At 43.7% G+C, this 21,080-nt stretch carries 25 protein-coding genes and 1 riboswitch; of the genes, 11 read left to right on the top strand and 14 right to left on the bottom strand.

The features are described from left to right. Positions 1-90 precede the first annotated feature (90 nt). A complete protein-coding gene (locus tag AAEO50_RS16775; RefSeq protein ID WP_341985459.1) occupies positions 91-294 on the bottom strand; it encodes a hypothetical protein in 204 nt (67 codons plus the stop codon). Between the two features lie 7 nt (positions 295-301). Then, a complete protein-coding gene (metK, locus tag AAEO50_RS16770; RefSeq protein WP_341985458.1) occupies positions 302-1,501 on the bottom strand; it encodes a methionine adenosyltransferase in 1,200 nt (399 codons plus the stop codon). Positions 1,502-1,891: 390 nt separating this feature from the next. Beyond that, positions 1,892-2,037, bottom strand: a riboswitch (SAM riboswitch). Between the two features lie 372 nt (positions 2,038-2,409). On the opposite strand from metK, the gene pckA reads away from it, so the two are divergent. Then, complete coding sequence (pckA, locus tag AAEO50_RS16765; protein ID WP_341985457.1) at positions 2,410-3,999, top strand: phosphoenolpyruvate carboxykinase (ATP); 1,590 nt, start codon at positions 2,410-2,412, stop codon at positions 3,997-3,999. A 138-nt stretch (positions 4,000-4,137) separates the two neighbouring features. On the opposite strand, the gene AAEO50_RS16760 is transcribed toward pckA, so the two are convergent. Then, positions 4,138-4,287, bottom strand: a complete 150-nt coding sequence (locus AAEO50_RS16760) for a lmo0937 family membrane protein (RefSeq protein WP_341985456.1) — start codon at positions 4,285-4,287, stop codon at positions 4,138-4,140. 149 nt (positions 4,288-4,436) lie between these two features. Here AAEO50_RS16760 and AAEO50_RS16755 point away from each other — a divergent pair, with 149 nt between their 5' ends. Further along, on the top strand, positions 4,437-5,225 hold the full coding sequence (locus AAEO50_RS16755) for a GNAT family N-acetyltransferase (protein WP_341985455.1): 789 nt from the start codon (positions 4,437-4,439) through the stop codon (positions 5,223-5,225). A gap of 55 nt (positions 5,226-5,280) precedes the next feature. Here the strand turns inward: AAEO50_RS16755 and AAEO50_RS16750 are convergent, their stop codons facing one another. The 4 genes from AAEO50_RS16750 to AAEO50_RS16735 form a co-directional block, all read right to left on the bottom strand. Beyond that, positions 5,281-5,844, bottom strand: coding sequence for a biotin transporter BioY (locus AAEO50_RS16750; protein WP_341985453.1), 564 nt, complete (start codon positions 5,842-5,844; stop codon positions 5,281-5,283). 56 nt (positions 5,845-5,900) lie between these two features. Beyond that, positions 5,901-6,455: a CBO0543 family protein gene (locus tag AAEO50_RS16745; RefSeq protein WP_341985452.1), complete on the bottom strand. Its 555-nt coding sequence runs from the start codon at positions 6,453-6,455 to the stop codon at positions 5,901-5,903. An 84-nt stretch (positions 6,456-6,539) separates the two neighbouring features. Then, complete coding sequence (locus AAEO50_RS16740; protein WP_341985461.1) at positions 6,540-6,782, bottom strand: DUF2584 family protein; 243 nt, start codon at positions 6,780-6,782, stop codon at positions 6,540-6,542. 12 nt (positions 6,783-6,794) lie between these two features. Next, complete coding sequence (locus AAEO50_RS16735; RefSeq protein ID WP_341985451.1) at positions 6,795-7,580, bottom strand: alpha/beta hydrolase family protein; 786 nt, start codon at positions 7,578-7,580, stop codon at positions 6,795-6,797. 191 nt (positions 7,581-7,771) lie between these two features. Between AAEO50_RS16735 and AAEO50_RS16730 the strand changes: the two genes are divergently transcribed. From AAEO50_RS16730 to AAEO50_RS16720, 3 genes are all read left to right on the top strand, one after another. After that, positions 7,772-8,773, top strand: coding sequence for an ABC transporter substrate-binding protein (locus tag AAEO50_RS16730; RefSeq protein WP_341985450.1), 1,002 nt, complete (start codon positions 7,772-7,774; stop codon positions 8,771-8,773). Between the two features lie 191 nt (positions 8,774-8,964). Continuing rightward, positions 8,965-9,741: an ABC transporter ATP-binding protein gene (locus AAEO50_RS16725; protein WP_341985449.1), complete on the top strand. Its 777-nt coding sequence runs from the start codon at positions 8,965-8,967 to the stop codon at positions 9,739-9,741. Continuing rightward, entirely contained in the window at positions 9,722-10,522 is an 801-nt protein-coding gene (locus tag AAEO50_RS16720; RefSeq protein ID WP_341985448.1) for an ABC transporter permease, read from the top strand. The genes AAEO50_RS16725 and AAEO50_RS16720 overlap by 20 nt, the downstream gene beginning before the upstream one ends. Here the strand turns inward: AAEO50_RS16720 and ytkD are convergent. Together ytkD and AAEO50_RS16710 are read right to left on the bottom strand one after the other, a co-directional pair. Beyond that, positions 10,512-10,976, bottom strand: coding sequence for an RNA deprotection pyrophosphohydrolase (gene ytkD, locus AAEO50_RS16715; RefSeq protein WP_341985447.1), 465 nt, complete (start codon positions 10,974-10,976; stop codon positions 10,512-10,514). The two genes, AAEO50_RS16720 and ytkD, sit on opposite strands and share 11 nt — an antisense overlap. Positions 10,977-11,060: 84 nt before the next feature. After that, positions 11,061-11,384, bottom strand: coding sequence for a hydrolase (locus AAEO50_RS16710; RefSeq protein ID WP_341985446.1), 324 nt, complete (start codon positions 11,382-11,384; stop codon positions 11,061-11,063). Positions 11,385-11,656: 272 nt separating this feature from the next. On the opposite strand from AAEO50_RS16710, the gene AAEO50_RS16705 reads away from it, so the two are divergent. Continuing rightward, on the top strand, positions 11,657-11,902 hold the full coding sequence (locus tag AAEO50_RS16705) for a DUF6154 family protein (protein WP_032087259.1): 246 nt from the start codon (positions 11,657-11,659) through the stop codon (positions 11,900-11,902). Between the two features lie 158 nt (positions 11,903-12,060). Here AAEO50_RS16705 and AAEO50_RS16700 read toward each other — a convergent pair whose 3' ends face one another. Then, on the bottom strand, positions 12,061-12,243 hold the full coding sequence (locus tag AAEO50_RS16700) for a hypothetical protein (protein ID WP_341985445.1): 183 nt from the start codon (positions 12,241-12,243) through the stop codon (positions 12,061-12,063). 181 nt (positions 12,244-12,424) lie between these two features. On the opposite strand from AAEO50_RS16700, the gene ytzI reads away from it, so the two are divergent. Further along, positions 12,425-12,610 carry a YtzI protein gene (ytzI, locus tag AAEO50_RS16695; RefSeq protein WP_341985444.1) on the top strand — a complete coding sequence of 62 codons (186 nt, stop codon included), beginning with the start codon at positions 12,425-12,427 and terminating at the stop codon, positions 12,608-12,610. Positions 12,611-12,660: 50 nt separating this feature from the next. Here ytzI and AAEO50_RS16690 read toward each other — a convergent pair whose 3' ends face one another. Continuing rightward, positions 12,661-13,134 (bottom strand): S-ribosylhomocysteine lyase, encoded by a 474-nt coding sequence (locus AAEO50_RS16690; RefSeq protein ID WP_341985443.1) that lies wholly within the window; start codon positions 13,132-13,134, stop codon positions 12,661-12,663. A gap of 227 nt (positions 13,135-13,361) precedes the next feature. Here AAEO50_RS16690 and yidD point away from each other — a divergent pair, with 227 nt between their 5' ends. The 4 genes from yidD (at position 13,362) to AAEO50_RS16670 (ending at position 17,519) form a co-directional block, all read left to right on the top strand. After that, positions 13,362-13,607, top strand: a complete 246-nt coding sequence (gene yidD / locus AAEO50_RS16685) for a membrane protein insertion efficiency factor YidD (RefSeq protein WP_341985442.1) — start codon at positions 13,362-13,364, stop codon at positions 13,605-13,607. Positions 13,608-13,785: 178 nt separating this feature from the next. Beyond that, positions 13,786-14,784, top strand: a complete 999-nt coding sequence (locus AAEO50_RS16680) for a metal ABC transporter substrate-binding protein (protein WP_341985441.1) — start codon at positions 13,786-13,788, stop codon at positions 14,782-14,784. 333 nt (positions 14,785-15,117) lie between these two features. Further along, complete coding sequence (locus tag AAEO50_RS16675) at positions 15,118-16,470, top strand: cytochrome ubiquinol oxidase subunit I (protein ID WP_341985440.1); 1,353 nt, start codon at positions 15,118-15,120, stop codon at positions 16,468-16,470. A 20-nt stretch (positions 16,471-16,490) separates the two neighbouring features. Next, entirely contained in the window at positions 16,491-17,519 is a 1,029-nt protein-coding gene (locus AAEO50_RS16670; protein ID WP_341985439.1) for a cytochrome d ubiquinol oxidase subunit II, read from the top strand. A gap of 70 nt (positions 17,520-17,589) precedes the next feature. On the opposite strand, the gene menC is transcribed toward AAEO50_RS16670, so the two are convergent. The 3 genes from menC to menB form a co-directional block, all read right to left on the bottom strand. Next, complete coding sequence (gene menC / locus AAEO50_RS16665) at positions 17,590-18,696, bottom strand: o-succinylbenzoate synthase (protein WP_341985438.1); 1,107 nt, start codon at positions 18,694-18,696, stop codon at positions 17,590-17,592. Next, positions 18,686-20,197: an o-succinylbenzoate--CoA ligase gene (locus tag AAEO50_RS16660; RefSeq protein WP_341985437.1), complete on the bottom strand. Its 1,512-nt coding sequence runs from the start codon at positions 20,195-20,197 to the stop codon at positions 18,686-18,688. Before AAEO50_RS16660 ends, menC begins: the two co-directional genes overlap by 11 nt. Before the next feature lie 64 nt (positions 20,198-20,261). Next, positions 20,262-21,080: a 1,4-dihydroxy-2-naphthoyl-CoA synthase gene (menB, locus tag AAEO50_RS16655; RefSeq protein WP_341985436.1), complete on the bottom strand. Its 819-nt coding sequence runs from the start codon at positions 21,078-21,080 to the stop codon at positions 20,262-20,264.

Raw genomic sequence — 21,080 nt, 5'->3', positions numbered from 1 at the left:
GCCAGCAAGCGAAAGCGCGGTAGAAAATATGAAAAACTAAGTAACCCTAAGAATAGTGAAGTATGTGTCCAAACTTAGGGGGTTAAACCGTTATCGTCCAAAAAATTTTTTTATCGTCCATTTTTTCATTATATCTGCCAAAATTCCAATATATCTGTCATTCTTCATATTTCGACAATTTCCGCATGCTTCACTTTCCTGCTTTGACACTCTTCCAAACCTGCTCGCAGCCAACCACGCCTTGCCCGCTCCATCAAAAAAACCAACACCCCTAAAAAGTGTTGGTTTTCTCATACCTGTATTACTTAAGAGCCTCAGCCTTCAATACTTCAGCTTTGTTCGTACGCTCCCACGGAAGATCCAGGTCGTTACGGCCGAAGTGTCCATAAGCAGCAGTCTGCTTGTAGATCGGACGGCGAAGATCAAGCATTTTGATGATCCCTGCAGGGCGCAGGTCAAAGTTGCTGCTTACAACGTCAACCAATGCATCCTCAGAAACTTTGCCAGTTCCGAATGTATCGATTGAGATGGATACAGGCTGTGCTACTCCAATCGCATATGCCAATTGAACTTCACATTTTTCAGCCAAGCCGGCAGCAACGATGTTTTTCGCTACATAACGAGCGGCATAAGCTGCTGAACGGTCGACTTTCGTTGCATCCTTACCAGAGAACGCACCGCCGCCGTGACGCGCATATCCACCATATGTGTCAACGATGATCTTACGGCCTGTCAGACCTGCATCACCTTGAGGACCGCCTATAACAAAACGGCCGGTAGGGTTAATGAAGTATTTTGTTTTTTCGTCGATCAGTTCTTTTGGAACAACCGGATCGATGACATATTCTTTCAGGTTACGCTGGATTTGCTCAAGCGAAACTTCCGGGTGGTGCTGAGTTGAAATAACGATTGTGTCGATGCGAACAGGCCTATCGTTCTCATCATATTCAACCGTTACCTGCGTTTTACCGTCAGGACGAAGGTAAGGAAGAACTTCTTCTTTACGTACTTCAGTCAGTTGACGGGATAATTTGTGAGCAAGAGAAATCGGAAGAGGCATAAGCTCCTTCGTCTCGTTGCAGGCAAATCCGAACATAAGACCCTGATCCCCTGCCCCGATTGCATCGATTTCCTCATCGGACATTTGTCCTTCACGTGCTTCAAGTGCTTGGTCAACACCTTGGGCTATATCAGCTGACTGTTCATCGATTGATGTAAGTACCGCACAAGTTTCAGCATCGAAACCATATTTCGCACGAGTGTATCCGATTCCGCGAATCGTTTCACGGACGATTTTCGGGATATCGACATACGTATTTGTAGTGATTTCACCTGCAACAAGGACAAGACCTGTTGTAACAGATGTTTCACATGCTACACGTGCATTCGGATCATTCGTTAGAATGGCATCAAGAATTGAATCAGAGATTTGGTCACAAATTTTATCTGGATGTCCTTCCGTTACGGACTCAGATGTAAACAGACGACGTTTTGTTGACATTAAGGTTCCTCCTTAAGCATAATTGCCGATTTTCACCGGCAAAACATTTAAACAGATACGGTACTCATTTCCCTAAGTAGTATGAAGTAAACATGGTTTTTTTATAAGGAAGAGAAAAACGACCTTATATAAAAACATGAGGTTTAATCACTAATGCTCCACTACTAGAAAAGCGCAAGCGCCTTGTTCAGCCCCGAAAAGCGTTGGAGGGCCGACCGGTGAAGTCGCCTTTTGACTTCACTGGGCGGACCGAAACGTCTCGAGGGGCTGGGCGCTGGAGCTGGACAATTCTCAAATTAGAGTTATATAATCTTACATCTAAACAGAAAAAACCCTTCCTCGGGAAAAGTATAAAGAGGAAAGGTTTCACATCATAGCCGCGCCTTTTCTCTCTTATCGTTCAAGGTTGTCCACCTTGCCTCAGTTTAGCACCTTCGCTTCATGGGATCCTTCCCTTCACGGAAAAAATCAACTATCTATTTAGCAGGTTGCTGGGTTTCATTGGGTCTGCTCCCTCCACCAGCTCAGGATAAGAGTATCCGTTCAAGGTACAATAATAACGTTAACAATATGGGGTGTCAAATCTTTTTTCGTATGTAAAGATTAACAGCCCGCCTCACTCAACCAGCTTCTATAAAAGCCAGGATTGAACCCGAAAAAAATAGAGGACATTTATATAAGAAGAAACATAGAATCGTAGGTGGATGCATGGGGAATTCCCGTTGGACAAAGCATACACTGATTAGATAGGGAGAAATAAGTTGTGTTATTAAAGGAAAATGTTACAAATTTAAGTCACATTATAAAAAAGCTTTAAATAGTATAGACTAATAAATTAATTGTGTTATACTATTTTTGAAAAGATACAACCAAAGGGATAATTAAATTTATATAAAGGAAGGGTTCTAATGAATTCAGTGAGCATGTCTAATGAGTTAACAGAATTACTTAACGGTCAAAACATCAAAAATCAACTGTCTGTTTCACAACTAGTGGAAAAAGTTCTCCACAGAAATGAAGGCGTTTTAACTTCTTCAGGTGCGGTCAGAGCTGAAACCGGGAAATACACAGGGCGCTCTCCTAAAGATAAATTCACTGTCGAGGAGCCTTCAACGAAAGATAAAATTGATTGGGGAGCTGTTAATCAGCCGATCTCCGCTGAATCATTCGATAAATTATACCATAAAGTTCTTGCATACTTAAAAGAAAAAGAAGAAGTTTTCGTTTTTAACGGATTTGCAGGGGCAGATCCCAAACATAGACTTCCTATCCAGGTAATCAATGAATTTGCGTGGCATAATCTTTTTGCCCACCAGCTGTTCATTCGTCCGAGTGCGGAAGAGTTGATCTCACACAAATCAGAATTCACCATCGTTTCAGCTCCTAACTTCAAAGCAGATCCTGAGGTGGATGGAACAAATTCTGAAACATTCATCATCGTTTCTTTTGAGAAGAGAATCGTCCTGATCGGCGGAACAGAATATGCAGGAGAAATGAAGAAGTCAATCTTCTCTGTCATGAATTACATGCTTCCTGAATCCGATATCCTTTCCATGCACTGTTCAGCGAATGTTGGGCGTGAAGGCGATGTAGCACTATTCTTTGGCCTTTCCGGAACAGGCAAAACGACATTATCAGCAGATCCGAACCGCCGTCTGATCGGGGATGACGAACACGGATGGTCACCAAACGGCGTATTCAACATCGAAGGCGGCTGCTACGCGAAATGCATCGGACTTACTCGTGAAAAGGAGCCTCAAATCTTTGACGCCATCCGTTTCGGTTCCGTGTTGGAAAACGTGGTTCTCGATGAGGATTCACGCATTCCGGATTATGAAGATAACTCATTAACTGAAAATACTCGTGCTGCTTATCCGCTTCAAGCGATGGAAAACATCGTTGAGCCAAGTGTTGCAGGCCATCCTAATACAATCGTATTCCTGACTGCCGATGCATTCGGCGTCCTGCCTCCAATCAGCAAGCTGACGAAAGAGCAGGCAATGTACCATTTCTTAAGTGGGTACACATCTAAATTAGCAGGTACTGAGCGCGGCATCACTTCACCGCAGGCAACATTCTCTACATGCTTCGGTTCTCCATTCCTGCCGCTTGCTGCCACTCGTTACGCAGAAATGCTCGGCAAGAAAATAGATGAGCACAATTCAGAAGTTTACCTTGTAAACACTGGATGGACCGGCGGTGAATATGGTGTGGGTAACCGCATGAAATTGTCTTACACACGTGCAATGGTGCAGGCAGCATTAGAGGGCGAACTAACAAACGTTGAAACTGAAACAGATGAAATCTTTGGATTGAATATTCCGGTACACGTACCAGGGGTACCAGATGAAGTCCTTCAACCAGTAAAAACTTGGTCAGATGAAAAAGCGTATAAAGTAAAAGCAACTCAACTTGCACGCCAATTCAACGACAACTTCAAAAAATTCACAAACGTACCTGGCGAGATCGAAGCAAAAGGCGGTCCGTCTGTAAAATAATCGAATTTAATCATGGACTGATCAGTCGGACACTTTATGGGTGTTTGGCTGGTCGTTTTTTTTTGCTTTGGGTGACTGATTTAGTATTGGATGGGTTTTACCAAAAAAAAAAAGAGGATCCCTCCTCCTTTTTTACAGCTATAAGCCTTTCTTCTTGCCTGTAATCCGATTCCATAAGAACACGACCACGGCTATGATCAATAGTATATGGATGATGGCTCCGCCAATCTTAAAAATCAGACCTAATAACCAAAGGACAACTAGTATTCCAATGATGGTCCACAACATATTTACCGCCTCCTTCATCATGTATTGATGCTAACTTTCCCCAAATCAACTTTTTTAAAACACAAATCACTATTTATCAAAAAACTTCTTTACTAAATATTAGAAATTTTGGTAATATATCAATTAAAACTTATAAAGGGGATAGGGAAATGATTAGAGTACTAACCCAGGCAGATAATGAGCAATGTCAGCAGTTGATCCAAAAGCAGCCTGCCGAGAATTTATTCATCATAGGGGATATTGAGGCATTTGGTTACGAACAGGATTTTCAAACCATTTGGGGTGATTTTGAAGAGAATGGAAGCCTTAGAGGAATCCTTTTAAAATATAGAGAAAACTTCATTCCATACTCTCAAGGAGAGTTTGACGCGGAAGGTTTCGCTGACATCATTAATAACTGCAATGATTTTCAGATCATGTCAGGACTAAAGGATATCACTTCGAAAGTCGAACCTTTTTTGAAAAGAGAATTTCATTCTAAAAGGCAGATGTACTATGCAAAATTGGATAACAGTGACTCTTTATCAAATGAGGAGCTGAATCATGTAGAAAAAGCCTCCATCGAAAACCTGCCCAGGCTAGTTGAGCTTCTCAACAGCATCCTTGAGTTCAGCGGGGGAAATTTCACTGTGGAGAAAAGAAAGCATGGTATGGAAAAAGGGGTAGCACGCAGCTACTACATTGAAAAAGACGGTATTTATGTATCCTCGGCCTCTACAACCGCCGAAAACAGTATGTCAGCGATGATCGTGGCTGTCTGCACTCATTCTGATCACAAGAAAAAAGGCTATGCAACCCAGTGCATGACCAAACTTTGCCGGGATGTACTGCAGGAGGGCAAGGAGCTTTGCCTCTTTTATGATAATCCTGAAGCAGGCAAGATTTATAAGAACATCGGCTTTGAGGATATCGGTTATTGGATGATGTATAAATTTTAAATGTTCAGGACCTAAAAAACAGCCGGATCTTCTCCCAATGAGATCCGGCTGTTACTCATGCTGCAGCTTTAGGGCTACGGTCAATTAATTTTGCCTGCACAAGGCGATTTCGAACCGTGATTCCGATCCAGCTTGCCAGAAATGCTTTGATGAGACCCACAACGATAAATGGATACACTCCGGCTGCCATTGCCTGTGCCCAGCTTAGTTCAGCTACGTATTTCAATTGAATTGTACCTAGGATGAGGATGACAATCATTCCGACTGTGTTCGCAATCATCGCCATTGTCAGATTGAATTTCGTTTTCTCAAGAATCCAGCCTGTAAGGAAAGCGGCAGCAATGAACCCGAATATGTAGCCGCCTGTCGGACCGACAAGGACCTGTGCGCCTCCGCTGAACCCGGCAAACACAGGAACCCCGACCGCTCCAAGTGCGGCATATCCTACCATGGCAAACGCTCCGTATCTGCTGCCGAGTATCGTGGCTGTCAGTCCTACCGCCAAGGTCTGACCACTGATTGGAACAAGCGGAAGCGGAATTTCAATTTGCGCAAAAATTCCTGTAATCGCAGCAAAAATACTGCATTGGATGATCATTCTCAATTTTTCCCCATTCATGCATCGTTCTCCCCTTTGTTGTGTAAACTTTCAATAAGTTAAAGTTAACACAAATTTCATTTTTCGGAAAGAGCATTTTGTTTGCTGAAAACTATTTCCACGAACCAGCGGACCAAATAGGAAACAGTCATATATATAAGGAATGACCACCAGGGATTCCAATGATAAGCTTTGTAGTAATCCAGCCACCTGAAAAATGGCTCACTAACAAATGATGCCCCGCCCGCCAACACGAGATTGGCTAGAAAGAAAGCCTTCCCCCTTGGAAAATAATAATAGAGGAGCATATAGGTGACCGGAATGAATGCATAATCAAATAAATAGGCTTTTGGGTAAATCGGAAAAAGTTCCGTCGGGTATCCCCAAAATCCCCATTCAAATCCCAATCCATCCAGGTTGCTTGCAGCGATGATCCATACAAGGCCGAGAAATAAAACTCTTGGGTGCTGCTCACGATTCACCAATTTTAAAAAAATCAGCCACAGTAAGATCATTACAACAATAATGATCCACCACTTCAACGTGAGAAAATTGTATTCCAGCCAATAATCAATATTTAATTTAGCCGCCTTCATCAATTCATTGTGCACGCTGTCATATTGTTCAATCATCCGTCTACCTCTGCTTTTTTTAGTAGTATGAGGTATAATCCGTTCAATTATAATTCAAATAAAAAAGAACCTGAAATCAGGCTCCTAATTAGTGGTATTCAGCGAAATCAGCTTATAGAAAATCGTTGTCTTCTCTTCATGCCACTGGATTTTTTCTATACGCGCATACCCTCTTGAATGGCTTCGTTTAGTTGTTCGTATTTCGATAGGAGTTTGCATCGGATATAATCGGTAGCCGTCTTTTTGCAATAGAAACAGGTTGTCTTCCGTTCTGACTTCTTTTCCTTTCGTGACAAGCATGGTATTAAGCTCGAGCCCCATTCCCATGGTCATTCCCCTTTACTCCTGTTTTTTCATCCAATCACAGAGCATAGTGACAATTTCACGGTTTTTCAGAGGGGGAAAATAATGCGTGAACTCTGAAAAATAATACGATTGAACTGATTTCCCAGCCTCTTTCAGCCGTTTTTCTAATCTATATGCATGATCGATTGAAACGTTGTGGTCTTTTTTTCCGTGAATGATCAGGACAGGAGCTGAAATCTCTTCGACCTCATACAGCGGAGTGCGCCACTTATAGCGTTCGGGATATTTATTGGGGGTGCCGCCGATCACCCTTTTCATCATCCTGCGAAGATCATTTCGTTCTTCATAGGTCAGGAACATATCCGACACACCACCCCAAGTGACGATCGAGGTGACATCCTTCTCTTCGATTCCGGTGATCAAAGCCATGACTCCGCCCCTTGAAAACCCGAATACATGGATCCGCTCTTTATGTACTCGTTTATACTCTTTCAACAACCGATAAGCAGACAAGGCATCTTCCCGGTCGTCCCCTCCAAAGTCTTCATTTCCTTCCCCACCCCGATTACCACGGTAGTATGGGGCAAACACGATAAATCCTTCCTGTGCAAATTGAGCGATACGGGCAGGTCTTACCATTCCTACTCCTTTAATCCCTCCCCTTAAATACAGAAAGCCATCATACTCCCCTGCTTGTACCGGCTGTGCAAGCAGACCCTTCACCCGAAGCCCCCCCGAGAAATAGATGATTTCATATAGCTCAACATCCGGATTGGGAGAAGGAAATAATGTCTTTTTCAAAATGGTTCCGTTTTTCATACTCTCTTCCTTTCAGAAATGGGCACTGGGTATTCACACATTTTTCGCCCTCTACATAAACTATTTTATCAAATCTCACATTCAACTTGTCATGATTCCCTATAGGAGCATCCTACCCCTCAAGTAATGTAAAAAAACGTTGGGAGGGTTGTAGCATGCGCCCATGTTTCATTCAAAGGAGGATAACATCTATGAAAAAATGGACTCGAATTGTCTTCACCCTTCTCTTGACGGCAATGCTGACGACAGGCTTGACCGCATGCGGAAGCGGCGAGGATGAAGCCCAAAAAGTGCGAGTCGCAGAAGTGACCCGCTCCATCTTCTATGCTCCCCAATATGTAGCGATAGAAAAAGGCTTTTTTAAAGAAGAAGGGCTCGATATTGAGTTAACCACTACATGGGGCGGCGATAAAACGATGACCACTTTACTTTCTGAAGGTGCAGATGTCGCTCTGGTCGGTTCAGAAACATCCATCTACGTACACGCGCAAGGATCAGATGATCCCGTCATCAACTTTGCACAGCTCACACAGACAGACGGCACCTTCCTCGTATCACGTGAAAAAGTGGAAAACTTCGATTGGGATCAACTGAAAGATTCCACCTTCCTAGGCCAGCGTAAAGGCGGCATGCCGCAGATGGTTGGAGAGTTTGTGCTTAAACAAAATGGAATCGATCCGCATAATGATCTGAATCTGATCCAGAATATCGACTTCGCCAATATTGCCAACGCCTTTGCTTCCGGTACAGGTGATTACGTGCAGCTGTTCGAACCTACCGCTTCCATCTTTGAAAAAGAAGGGAAAGGTCATATTGTCGCTTCCTTTGGTACAGAATCCGGCCATGTCCCTTACACCACCTTTATGGCGAAGGATAGTTATATGAACGATAACAAAGAAACTATCGAAAAGTTTACAAATGCCCTCTACAAAGCACAGAAGTGGGTAGAGGAAAGCTCCCCGAAAGAAATAGCCGAAGTGATCGAACCTTACTTTGAAGACACAGAATTTGATATCATCGAAACCGTCGTGGACCGTTATAAGTCACAAGGCTCATTTGCAACCGATCCGATTCTGGATGTGGAAGAATGGAATAACCTGCAGAACATCATGGAGGAAGCAGGAGAACTTCCTGAGCAAGTAGACCATGAGACGCTCGTTAACACTTCGGTTGCTGAGAAAGTGAGTAAATAGGGGTAACCGGTGAACCGGTTGATGAGATTGTGCCTGGAACAATTCACTGGTTTTGTGCCAGGCACAAATCCCTCAATCTGTGCCTGGCCCAAAAACACCACCTTGTTTCCAGCCACCCAAACCGTACCATCACCAAATAGGGTTGACGCAGCGTCAGCCCTTCATTAATACAAAACTGGAGGCGCGTTACCGTGAATTTTTTATCCCTGGATACGATTCATCACACTTATTTTTCCCCTAAAACGGCAACCAATGCCCTTTCTAATATTTCATTCGATGTGAATGAAGGAGAATTCATCTCCTTTATCGGACCTAGCGGATGTGGAAAAACTACACTTCTTTCGATTATCGCAGGACTCATTAAGCCGACAGAAGGCAAGGTTCTTCTGCACGGCAAACCGGTCAATTCTGAAAAAAATCAAATGGGGTATATGCTTCAGCAGGATTATCTGTTTCCATGGAAAACGATCGAGGAGAATATTTTCTTGGGATTGAAGATAATGGAGAACTTAACAGAAGAGAAGAAACGTGAAGCATCTAATTTACTTGAAGAATTGGGTCTATCAGGCGTAGCATCTTCGTATCCGAGAGAACTTTCAGGCGGAATGCGGCAGCGGGTCGCACTGATCCGGACGCTGATTACGGAACCGAAAATCCTCCTTTTGGATGAACCATTTTCGGCACTCGATTATCAAACGAAATTGAAGCTTGAGGATCTCATCTTTACAACTTTGAAATCATTGAATAAAACCGCCGTCCTCGTTACGCATGATATCGGGGAAGCCATTGCGATGAGTGACCGGATCATTTTGTTTGCCTCAAAGCCCGGGAGGATACACAGGGTGTTTGATGTGCCTCAGGTGTTAAAGGAACTAAAACCGTTTACCGTAAGAAATCATGCAGCGTACCCTCCGTTTTTTCAAACGATATGGAAGGAGCTTGAGAACCTTGAACCAGGAAACGCTTAAACAGAAGCATGCCGAATACATTCAATCACTAAAAAAAGAACAGCGGTGGGTCTGGTTCTATCAGGCTCTTATTTTCCTTGTGTTCTTTACCCTGTGGGAAATATCGAGCCGGAACAGCTGGATCGACCCATTAATCTTCAGCTCCCCTTCAAAGATTTGGGTGCTTTTTTTGGATAAAGCAGCAGATGGGAGCCTCCTTGCCAATTTATCAGTGACACTGGGAGAGACAATTCTGGGTTTTATCCTTGGTACACTGCTTGGAACACTGTTAGCTGCACTCCTTTGGTGGTCTTCTTTCCTATCAAGAGTACTGGACCCTTATCTTGTCATCATGAATGCCATGCCGAAAGTAGCTCTTGGCCCGATTCTCATCGTCGGGCTTGGTCCGGGCTTCACTTCGATTATCGCCATGGGCACTGTCATATCCGTCATCATCACCACGATCGTCGTGTATACCTCTTTTAAAGAGGTGGACCCAAACTACTTGAAAGTCATGAAGACATTCGGTGCAAAAAGAGGCCAGATGTTTAAAGAAGTCATCCTGCCAGCTTCCTTTCCGACAATCATCTCCACGTTAAAGGTAAACGTGGGCTTATCCTGGGTCGGAGTCATTGTAGGAGAATTCCTCGTGTCGGCAAAGGGTCTGGGTTATATGATCATCTATGGTTTCCAGGTGTTCAATTTCACCCTCGTCCTTCTATCCCTGCTTGTGATTGCCGTATTTGCCACGATTATGTATAAGGTCGTTGAACAGCTCGAAAAGAAGTGGATCAAGTCGTAAGGTTTAAATATTTAAGAGCCGATTCCACCACTTTGTCTTTCATGATAAAACTGAATTCAGGGTGTGTCTGCATATCGGCCAGCTCACCCTCCCATAACTTACATCCGTAAGTTTCCAGGTAATCCTCTTTCCTTACCAATTCGTCAGCTACCGCAAAGAAAATAGTCTTCACAAATGGTGTTTGATCAAAGACCTTATATTCCCCTACAAAAACGGGGTCTTTGATCACTCCCCCAGTTTCTTCAAAGGTCTCGCGAATGGCCGCTTCCTCTAGTGATTCTCCTTTTTCCCGCTTGCCCCCGGGAAATTCAATCCCCCGTTTTTTATGCTGCGTTAACAGCCATTTATCGTGGTAACGGCAGATGACCAAGACATGATGTGATTCCTGACCAAAGAAATGCTTTTGAAATGCAAGTTCTACTTTTAATCCATTGGCGTCGATAAACTGTTCCATTTGTAATCACCCCTCTCTAATCTAATCACAAATAAAAAGCATTGGTCCACAAGTTTAACTTGGGATCCAACACTTTATTTGCCATTATGGAGCTGGATGATCGAGGATCCCCATACTCTCGATATGCTTTCTTGCACCCTCATCACCGAGTTCATGGATCATGGCATATACCCTATGAAGATTTTCATCGTAAGCGTCATTTTCACGGTCAAAGTGATACTGTATATATGGGACATGTGAACGATAGAAATTTTGCCAGTCAATTGAGTGACTGGAATCAAAGATTTCGCGCAGCCTCGTTATTTCTTCATCCGTTGCCGAGATTTTAAAGTTCCATGGTGAATCCGTCGAGCTTCTTGAAATTTCACCCGTGGCTATTTCAATATAATAATCATGACGTTCGTCCAAGCTTTCCAACCCCTTCGATTTTCTTACCTTTCTTTTTCCTCAATTCATCTTTTTCTATTCACTTCATCACACTCCAACCATAATCAGATTTTTCAAAAAATTTAATAGCTATTATGAATAATGTCAGCTTTTTTTAGTATAGTATCAATAAGAAAAACAATTGATATTTTCCGAGAGATGCTTATGATCGGGAATTTTCGGGTAAATACAAAATAAATTGTAGAGTATTCAATCCTACTTCTGTTAAAATTAATGAAAGGGAGGTGAAGTGCATGAAGTTGATTGAAGAAATTTATGAAATGTACCGCGGCAGAATCAAAGGTACAGATGAAGACTTAGACCTCATTGCCCTTACGATTTTAGAAGATACATCCAGGAATGAAATCATCGAACTGATTCAGGAAATGGAAACAGAAGAACTGGAATATTTCCTTCGACTATACATATTTGAGACGTTAAAAGAAAAATGGTCCAAAAGTGAAGAACGAGTAAGATTGGAACGTAAAAGCCTTCACTGATCCGGTAAGAAACATAGAACAAGAAAAGCGCAAGCGCCTTGTCCAGCCCCGAAAAGACTCGAGGGGCTGGGCGTTGGAGCTGGCCCATTCTCCAGGTAGAATTTATACTTTCTGATCATAAAAAAAGCCTTAAACAGCAGTTGTTTAAGGCTTTTCCCTTACCCTTTTACATCAATATTCAGTCCCTTGGCCGGATGCGGGACAGCATTTGCTTCCTGCATATCCTTAAGCATAACCGTCACGTGAGCAGCCTGGGTAGACATCTGACTCTTCAGCAGATTCATACTCAGCGTCCGCTGAAGCTCTGCAACCTGCTTCCCCATCATGGAGGATACATTCATGTGAATTACTCCTCTCCCCTATTTTATTCATCATACCAAAATTCACCAGCTGGAAACAGAGTATTTCCGGAAACAATAAGAGGACATTTGTACCATACTCTTTATTCAACAAATTGTACGATTTAGTGCAAGGCATTTATTTCATGTGTATGATAAAATAAGGAAAAAAGGGGGTTGAGCTGTGTCATTAACTCTTTTAATGATCATTGCTGTCTCCGTATGCATATTAGTGATATTTGTTAGTGCCCTGACGACATCCAAAGCATATACGACAGTCAAACATACCGTCGATCCGATTGAAAATAATCCTCACCTAAAGCATATGGAAGAAAAGAAAGCCGACTCTGAATTGAAACCAAAGGAATAACAAACATAAAAATCCACCAGCCACAAATAGGCTGGTGGATTTTCTTATTGTTAAGCAAAAACCTGCTTCAAGTCTTCTTTACTCTGACTCAGCCAGTATCTCATCAATTTTTTTGCTCCCTCTAGATCATGAAGCTTTGCCTGGCCGCATTGCTTCTCGTTTGCTGCAGGAATTTCCTCGATTTCTACTGCTTCTTTCATCGTCGCTTCCAGGAGGTCGATGATTTCCTCAACTTCCGGTTCTCCGCTGACAACAAGATAATAGCCGGTCTGGCAGCCCATTGGAGAAATATCAATGATATCAAAGTGAGAATAAGGCTCAGCATATTTACGGATCGTAAATGCTAGTAAGTGTTCGAGTGTGTGAATGGAGTCAGGCTTCATCGCCTGTTTGTTAGGCTGGCTAAAACGGATATCGAATTTATTGACTAGACCGTCGCTTCCTACCTTATGAACTCCACAATGTCTGACATACGGTGCCTTTACCGCATTATGATCTAATTCAAAGCTTTCTACTGATGGCATTCTAATCACTCCCATTCGATTTCTAAATACTAGTATAACGTAAATTCATAGTAATTTCATCAACTTAATATACTTTATCCTTTTTATGGAGTCACACTTCCTAAAACATTTCTCCATTCCTGCCTTTTCCCCCTCTTTACAGTTTTATTTCATTTCAAAATCGGCCAACCTTCAGAAGGTGCCCAATCTTTGATATAGTAGAAGAAAATACGCTAGGAGATTACCCAATGAAACGCATATTACTTTTACTGTTCCGATTTTATCAAGTCGTGATTTCACCAATAAAACCTCCGACCTGCCGCTTCTACCCCACCTGTTCACATTACGGCATGCAGGCAGTTGGCAAGTTCGGCGCTATCCGCGGAGGCTATCTAACGATTAAACGGATCCTGAAATGCCATCCCTTCCACCCAGGCGGAATTGACCATGTTCCTGAGGAATGGCCATCCAGGAATAAGCAGAACAAAGACTAGCCCATCCTGGGAACTAGTCTTTGTTTATTTGTTTTGTTTTTCTTGGGGAGAACAGGTAAAGATAAAAATACATTTAAAACTTTTGTCTTGCCAATTGCGCCAGAGGGTAGTAAAATAACTTTTGTGCTAAATCGTAATCATTACAGTTTATAATTAATCATACAAGGGAGGATTCTTCTTGAACTATATTCGTAAAAGCTGGTTTTTATTAATTGTTTTATTTCTTTCAGCATGCGGAGCTTCTTCCGATGATAAGGAAGCAAAGGATGGCAAGCTCGATGTCTACACAACGGTTTATCCATTGGAGGATTTCACAAAGAAAATCGGCGGAGATCATGTCGATGTCCGCAGTGTATATCCGCCAGGAGCAGATGAGCATACGTTTGAGCCTTCTCAAAAAGACATGATCAAAATGGCCGAAGGAGATGTCTTTCTTTATGTAGGCATGGGGCTCGAAGGATTTGTTGAAAAGTCAAAAACCATTCTAGAAAATGAAGATGTCACAGTTGTGCCTGCTAGTAAAGGTGTGGATATTGAACATGCTGAGGAAGAAGGGCATTCAGAAGATGAACACGGCCACGAGGAAGAAGGGCATTCAGAAGATGAACACGGCCACGAGGAAGAAGCGAAATCTGACGAACGTGGCCATCAACATGACGGAGATCCACATATCTGGCTGAATCCGGAATACTCCAAGCAAATGGCCGAAGTGATTGCTGATACATTATCCAAAGAAATGCCCGAGCATAAGGAAGATTTTCAAGCGAACCTGAAAGAATTGAACGGTGAACTGGATGCATTGGATGCCGAATTCAAACAGATGGCGGAAGCTGCACCGCATAAAACGTTCTATGTTTCTCACGCTGCATACAGCTACTGGGAAGACCGATACGGCTTACACCAGGAAGCCATCGCCGGACTGAACACATCTGATGAACCTTCACAGCAGGAATTGAAGAAAATCATCGAAAAAGGGAAAGAAGACAATGTGCAATATATATTATTCGAACAAAACGTCTCCTCCCGTTTAACGGAAGTCGTTCAAAAAGAACTAGGTGCGGAATCTCTTAAGCTTCATAACCTTTCCGTATTGACAGAAGAAGACCGTGCTGAGAAAGAGGATTATTTTTCACTGATGAGAAAGAATATCGACACATTGAAAAAAGCGCTGCAGTAGCATGCAGGAAACACCACTCTCTTGGGAGTGGTGTTTTTTATTTAATTGACGCAGAGATCCTTGAGAAAGACGTGTACCGAAAGACGTGTACCTGGTACAAATACGGTCGATTGTACCAGCTACAACTCCGAACTCCGAACTCCGACTTCAACTTCAAAGAGTTCATTCCTCTAATACACATAGGATTCGTTCCTCGCACCAAACTTTTGCAACACCTTCACCCTTTTGACTACCAACACCATCCAACCAAAAACTAAAGTCTTCAGCATGCATATTATTTTCCATTAAGTGGACAATAAGGAAAGCTAATGACATGGTAAGGGAGAATTGGAAATGGATGAATTAGTACTTGCGAGATCTTTATTCGGCACGACAATGGCTTTTCACATTATTTTTGCAACGCTTGGAGTCGGCATCCCGCTGATGATTCTTGTAGCGGAAATTATGTATCAACGTACAAACGATCTGGATTATTCAGTCATGGCGAAGCGCTGGACGAAGGCATTCGCCGTGCTACTTGGAGTAGGCATTCCGACAGGGACGATTGCAGGCGTGCAGTTATCGCTGCTGTGGCCCGGTTTTATGGAGGTCATTGGACGAGTGATGGCCCTGCCTTTTCAAATTGAAATTTATGCCTTCTTCATAGAAGCACTTTTTATGTCCATTTATGTGTACGCGGCAAATCGGATTGCCCCTTGGATGCGGATCATCAGTTTGATCCTTGTGGCAATCGGCGGACTGGCTTCTGCTGTATTGATTACCAATGTCCATGCATTTGAAGGGACTCCGGCAGGCTTCAATATCGTCGACGGTGAAATCACGAATGTCGATCCTTGGAAAGCTTTTTTCAATCCAAGCTTTTTTGTGACAGCCGGACATGTCGCTCTTTCTGCTTACGTCGTCGGATCATTCACGATTGCTTCAGTCGCTGCATTCAAAATGCTCCGCACACCATTCGGCTCGAGAGTTTATAAGTTTCACGGTAAAGCTCTGATGATTTGTTTATTCGTTGGAGGGGTCTTCGCGTTCTTCACCGCGATCAATGGACATGAATCAGCTCAGATGCTTCACGAATATCAGCCTGAAAAGCTTGCAGCAGCAGAAGGGCTGTTTGAGACCCAGACGCATGCCCCGCTTGCCATCGGAGGGTTTACGGACCGGGAAGAACAGGAAGTCAAATGGGGAATCGAGATTCCTTGGGCACTGAGCTTCCTTGCGGGGAACAGCTTTGATACCGAAGTCATCGGCTTGAATGATTTTCCTGAGGAATACTGGCCGCCGCTTTTCGTTCATACCCTGTTTAACGCAATGGTCGCCATCGGTTCATTGTTGATTCTTCTTGCTCTGGTGGCCTATGTATGGAAGAAGCTCTTGAAGAAGGATCGTTATCCGAAGTGGATGATGTGGCTCTTTGTGGCTGGAGGTCCTCTTTCCATCCTGGCCATTGAGTTCGGCTGGATTTTTGCCTGTACCGGCAGACAGCCCTGGACCATTTACCGGATTTTAAGTACAGAGGATTCGGTCACGACCACAGGGAACATTGCCGTTCTGTTTATACTATTTGTCACTGTGTATGCCATTTTAGCAGTGGCTGTAGTGCTTGTATTACTTTATTACTTCAAACGCAATCCACCGCAAAAAGACCTTGATAAAACTGAAAGCAAGGAAATTCCGCTGTCCACTTAAATGAGAAGGAGGGATGATTCATGACTCAGGTATTAATCGCAATTACGATCCTTTGGGGCTTCGTATTTATTTATGCCGTAATGGCTACGATGGATTTCGGGGCGGGCTTCTGGTCGATGCTTTACATCAACCACGACAAAACAAAAGCAACCAATATCGCAAATCGCTATCTCTCCCCGACATGGGAAGTGACGAATACGTTCATCGTCGCCCTTGTCGTGGCGGTATACAGCTTATTTCCCGGTGCGGCCTATTCTCTCGGTACCGTCCTTTTGGTGCCGGGGAGTATGATCCTCCTACTGCTCGCGATCCGGAGCGCCTTTCTTGTCTTTTCACATGTGGCGGATGATTACCGAAAACCGCTGACCTATATTACAGGCATAACGGGGCTATTGATACCTGGCCTTCTAATCAGCGTTCTTCCGATTTCCCATGGTCCTTATATTGATTTTGAAGACGGCCAGACGCTGCTATTGGGCAAGCTTTTTACCAGTCCGCATGAATATGCGTTCTTTGGGTTTGCCGTAGCGAGTACATTGTTTCTTTCATCGCTTTTATTAGCGGACTACTCAAAAGCCTCGAGGGAATTTGAAGCATATAAGGTGTACAGAAGGGATGCGATGATCATCGGTCCCATATCCGTTTTGATGGCCTTTCTCATCATGGTCACTATGAAAAATGAAGCCAACTGGATTTACGAACGTATGATGGAGGACGTGACGATCCTGCTGATTTCCCTGTTCGGCTTTTTAGTGGCAGGTGCAGCACTGTTCCTTCCCACCAATAAGGAGGGGATGAAGGGAATGCCGCGAGTAGCGGTGGTGGCCGTTACGTTTCAATATGTACTGGCAAGCTATGTCTACGGCAATGCTCATCTTCCTTATATCATTTATCCGGAAGTGACGATTCAGTCCGGTTTTACAGATCCGAATTCATTCCGGGCCGTCTTCATCACTTATATTGTCGGGTTCATCATTCTTTTCCCGGGATTCGTATATTTCTGGAGCCTGTTCATGAAAGACAAACGGTATTTGCAGCAAAAAAATTAACAATTTTCCCATTGAAAGCTATACAAGACAAAAGGACATGAATTTCTCTTGAATTCATGTCCTTCCCTGTTTACAACAAAAACTCTTCCCTACACTCACAAACTTCCTTCAGACGCTTCTCATTCAGCCCTATTCCAATGCCAGGCTTATTAAACCTCTTCACAAATCCGTTCTCCACCGTGATCGGAGCATCTATGATGTCCTCCTCCCAATACTTTGATGAGGAAGAAATGTCACCTGGGATCGAGAATCCCTCAAGGGTTGCAAGGCAGATATTATGAGCTCGGGAGACACCGAATTCAATCATGCCGCCGCACCATGCCCTGATCCCGTTCTCTTGGCAAAGACGATAGATTTCAAGGGCAGGGTTGTATCCTCCGACCCTGCCAAGCTTGATGTTGACGACACCGCAGCTCTTCAAATGGATGGCACTCTTCATATCGTGTGACGATACGATACTTTCATCAAGGCAGATTGGGGTCCTGATCTTACTTTGCAAAATGGAGTGGTCAACCAGATCGTCAATCCCGAGAGGCTGTTCGATCATTTCCAAGTTGAATTCATCAAGGGATTTCAAGTGCTCGGCATCATCCAGCTCATACGCAGAATTCGCATCTGCCAGTAGGGACAGATGAGGAAATTCTTCTCTTAATGCACCGACAATTTCAATATCCGCACCCTTCGAAATCTTGATTTTTATCCGTTCATACCCTTCATCGACCAGCTCATGAGTCTGCTCGATCATCACCTCTATCGAATCTCCTCCAACAACTGCACCTGCCAGTACTTTCTCGCGGGCTCCTCCAAGCACATCCCAAAGGGGCTTATCCTGCTGTCGCGAATATAAATCCCAGATCGCCATTTCAAGGGAAGCTTTTGCCATTGCATTCCCTCTTACAGTATCAAACAGGTTCCCCAGTTCTTTCGGGTGGGTAATCGGGTGACGTTCAAGCATGGGAATCAATACATCTTTCAACATGTGATGGCACGTCTTCACCGTCTCTTCCGTATACCATGGTGTTGTAAACGCCACTGCTTCACCTAAGCCGATCACACCGTTTTGATCCTCGGCCTCAATGATGATTCCTTCCCGTGATTCAACCCTTTGCAAGTGAGTGACAAATGGTTTCTTCAAAGGCATCGATATAATGTGCAGTCTGATTTTTTTAATGTTCATCGCGGTACACCCCCTGCTCCCATCGCTCTCTCAGTACTCGCCTGAGAATTTTATTGGATGCATTCCGGGGAATTTCATCCACAAAGACGATTTTTTTCGGCTGTTTATAGGAAGCGAGGTTTTTTTTACAGAAAGAAAGGACATCTTTCCCGTTAAGGAGGCTCATGGTGCCTTTTACAATGAAAGCACAAGGAACCTGCCCCCACTCATCACTTGAAATCCCTGCTACACCCACATCTTCGATCTCTTTGTGGGAAGCGAGCATACTTTCAATCTCAGCCGGGTACACATTTTCCCCACCGGAAATGATTAAATCGGAACGGCGGTCCAACACGAATAAAAAGCCTTCGTCATCGACGTAGCCGATATCACCAGTGGATAGCCATCCATCTTCAAAACTTTTCTGGTTCGCTCCTTCACGTTTGTAATACCCTATTGTCACATTGGGACCCTTCACTAAAATCTCACCCTCTTCATACGCTGCCGCTGGTCTTGTTTCTTTCTTTATCTTCAGTTCTGAAGGAAACAGCGGTTTACCAGCCGAACCAAGCTTTGACAAGCTGTATTCTGGGGAAAGTGTGACAATCTGGGAGGACGTTTCCGTCATCCCATACGTTTGAAAAACAGGAATTTCCTTATCCCTGCAGATTTCGAGTAAAGGAAGCGGCGCCGGACCTCCTCCAAGCAGCATACATCGAAAATTCCCATGGTACGATTCATCGCCCAGGTCCTTCAGCATTCGCTGCAGCATATTGCTCACTGCCGACATAATGGTGATGGAACCGCTCTTCAACTCTCTATTGATCCGCTCAACATCGAAATGTTCAAACAGCCGGACGCTCATCCCATAAATAACACTTCTCATCAAAATCGAATAGCCGCTTATATGAAAGAGCGGTACCGAACACAGCCAGGTATCATTTTCACTTGTACCGAGATTCAAGGACGAGCCAATCGCACTCCACCAGTGATTTCCGTATGTCTGAAGCACCCCTTTTGGTGCCCCTGTCGTACCAGAGGTATACATGACTGAACAGACTTGGTCTAACTGAAAATGACCCTTTATTTCAAAGGTTGACGGAGTGGCCTTATGTAAACCTGAAAGCGTCACTTTTTGTATAGGCTGATTTTGAAGTTTTTCATAAAACTCATCATCCAAAATGACTGCTGACAGATTCATATCTTCAATCTGAAATGCCAGTTCAGACGGACTTAATCGATGGTTTAGAAGTACAGCTGTCAGACCAAGCTGTTGAACAGCATGAATGACAGTGACCGATTCAACTGTGTTTTTTATCATCAATCCGATGAATTCAGATTGAGATTCCTTCACATGACTATGTATCTTGGATGCCATTTCAATCGTCATGGTCCACAATTCCTTAAACGTATACTCACGTTTATCGCTTATTAAGGCGATCCGGTCGGGGGTCAAGTATGTTCTTTGTTTGAGCCAATTCGTCAGCTGTTGGGATGTCATAACTTTTCTTCTCCAATTCATAAATGGTTTGCGCTAAATATAAAAAACCTGATGAATCTGTCGAGATCCATCAGGCTGCCCTCTATTAAGGGAAACGAGGGAATTGTCCGAAGTCAGGTTTGCGCTTTTCTTTAAACGCGTCTCGACCCTCTTTTGCTTCTTCAGTTGTGTAATAAAGAAGTGTAGCATCTCCTGCAAGCTGCTGCAGTCCGGCTAAACCGTCTGTATCCGCATTGAATGCAGCTTTCAGGAAACGAAGTGCAGTCGGGCTCTTCTCAAGCATTTCAGAAGCCCATTGTACTGTTTCCTCTTCAAGTTTCTCGTAAGGTACGACCGTATTTACAAGACCCATTTCAAGAGCTTCCTCGGCATTGTATTGACGGCACAGGTACCAGATTTCTTTCGCTTTCTTATGTCCGATGATGCGTGCAAGATAGCCTGCTCCGTAACCGGCGTCAAAGCTTCCCACTTTAGGCCCCGTTTGGCCGAAGACAGCATTGTCTGCCGCGATCGTGATATCACATACGACATGAAGCACGTGGCCTCCTCCGATTGCATAACCGGCAACCATCGCGATGACCGGTTTGGGGATGACACGGATCAAACGCTGTAAGTCCAATACATTCAAGCGTGGAATTTCATCTTCTCCTACGTAACCTCCATGTCCGCGAACACTTTGGTCTCCTCCGGAACAAAATGCTTTTTCACCAGCACCAGTCAAGACGATAACCCCTACCTTAGAATCGTCACGAGCATAAGCAAATGCATCGATTAACTCCATTACGGTTTTAGGACGAAATGCATTGCGCACTTCAGGACGGTTAATGGTGATTTTGGCAATACCATTATATGTTTCATATAAAATATCTTCGTAGTTTCTTTCTGAAACCCATTCAAAAGCCAT

Source organism: Rossellomorea oryzaecorticis, from assembly GCF_038405515.1.
GTDB classification, from domain to species: Bacteria; Bacillota; Bacilli; order Bacillales; family Bacillaceae_B; genus Rossellomorea; species Rossellomorea oryzaecorticis_A.
Note: the sequence above shows the minus strand (reverse complement) of the source record. Positions and strands in the feature narration are given on the sequence as shown.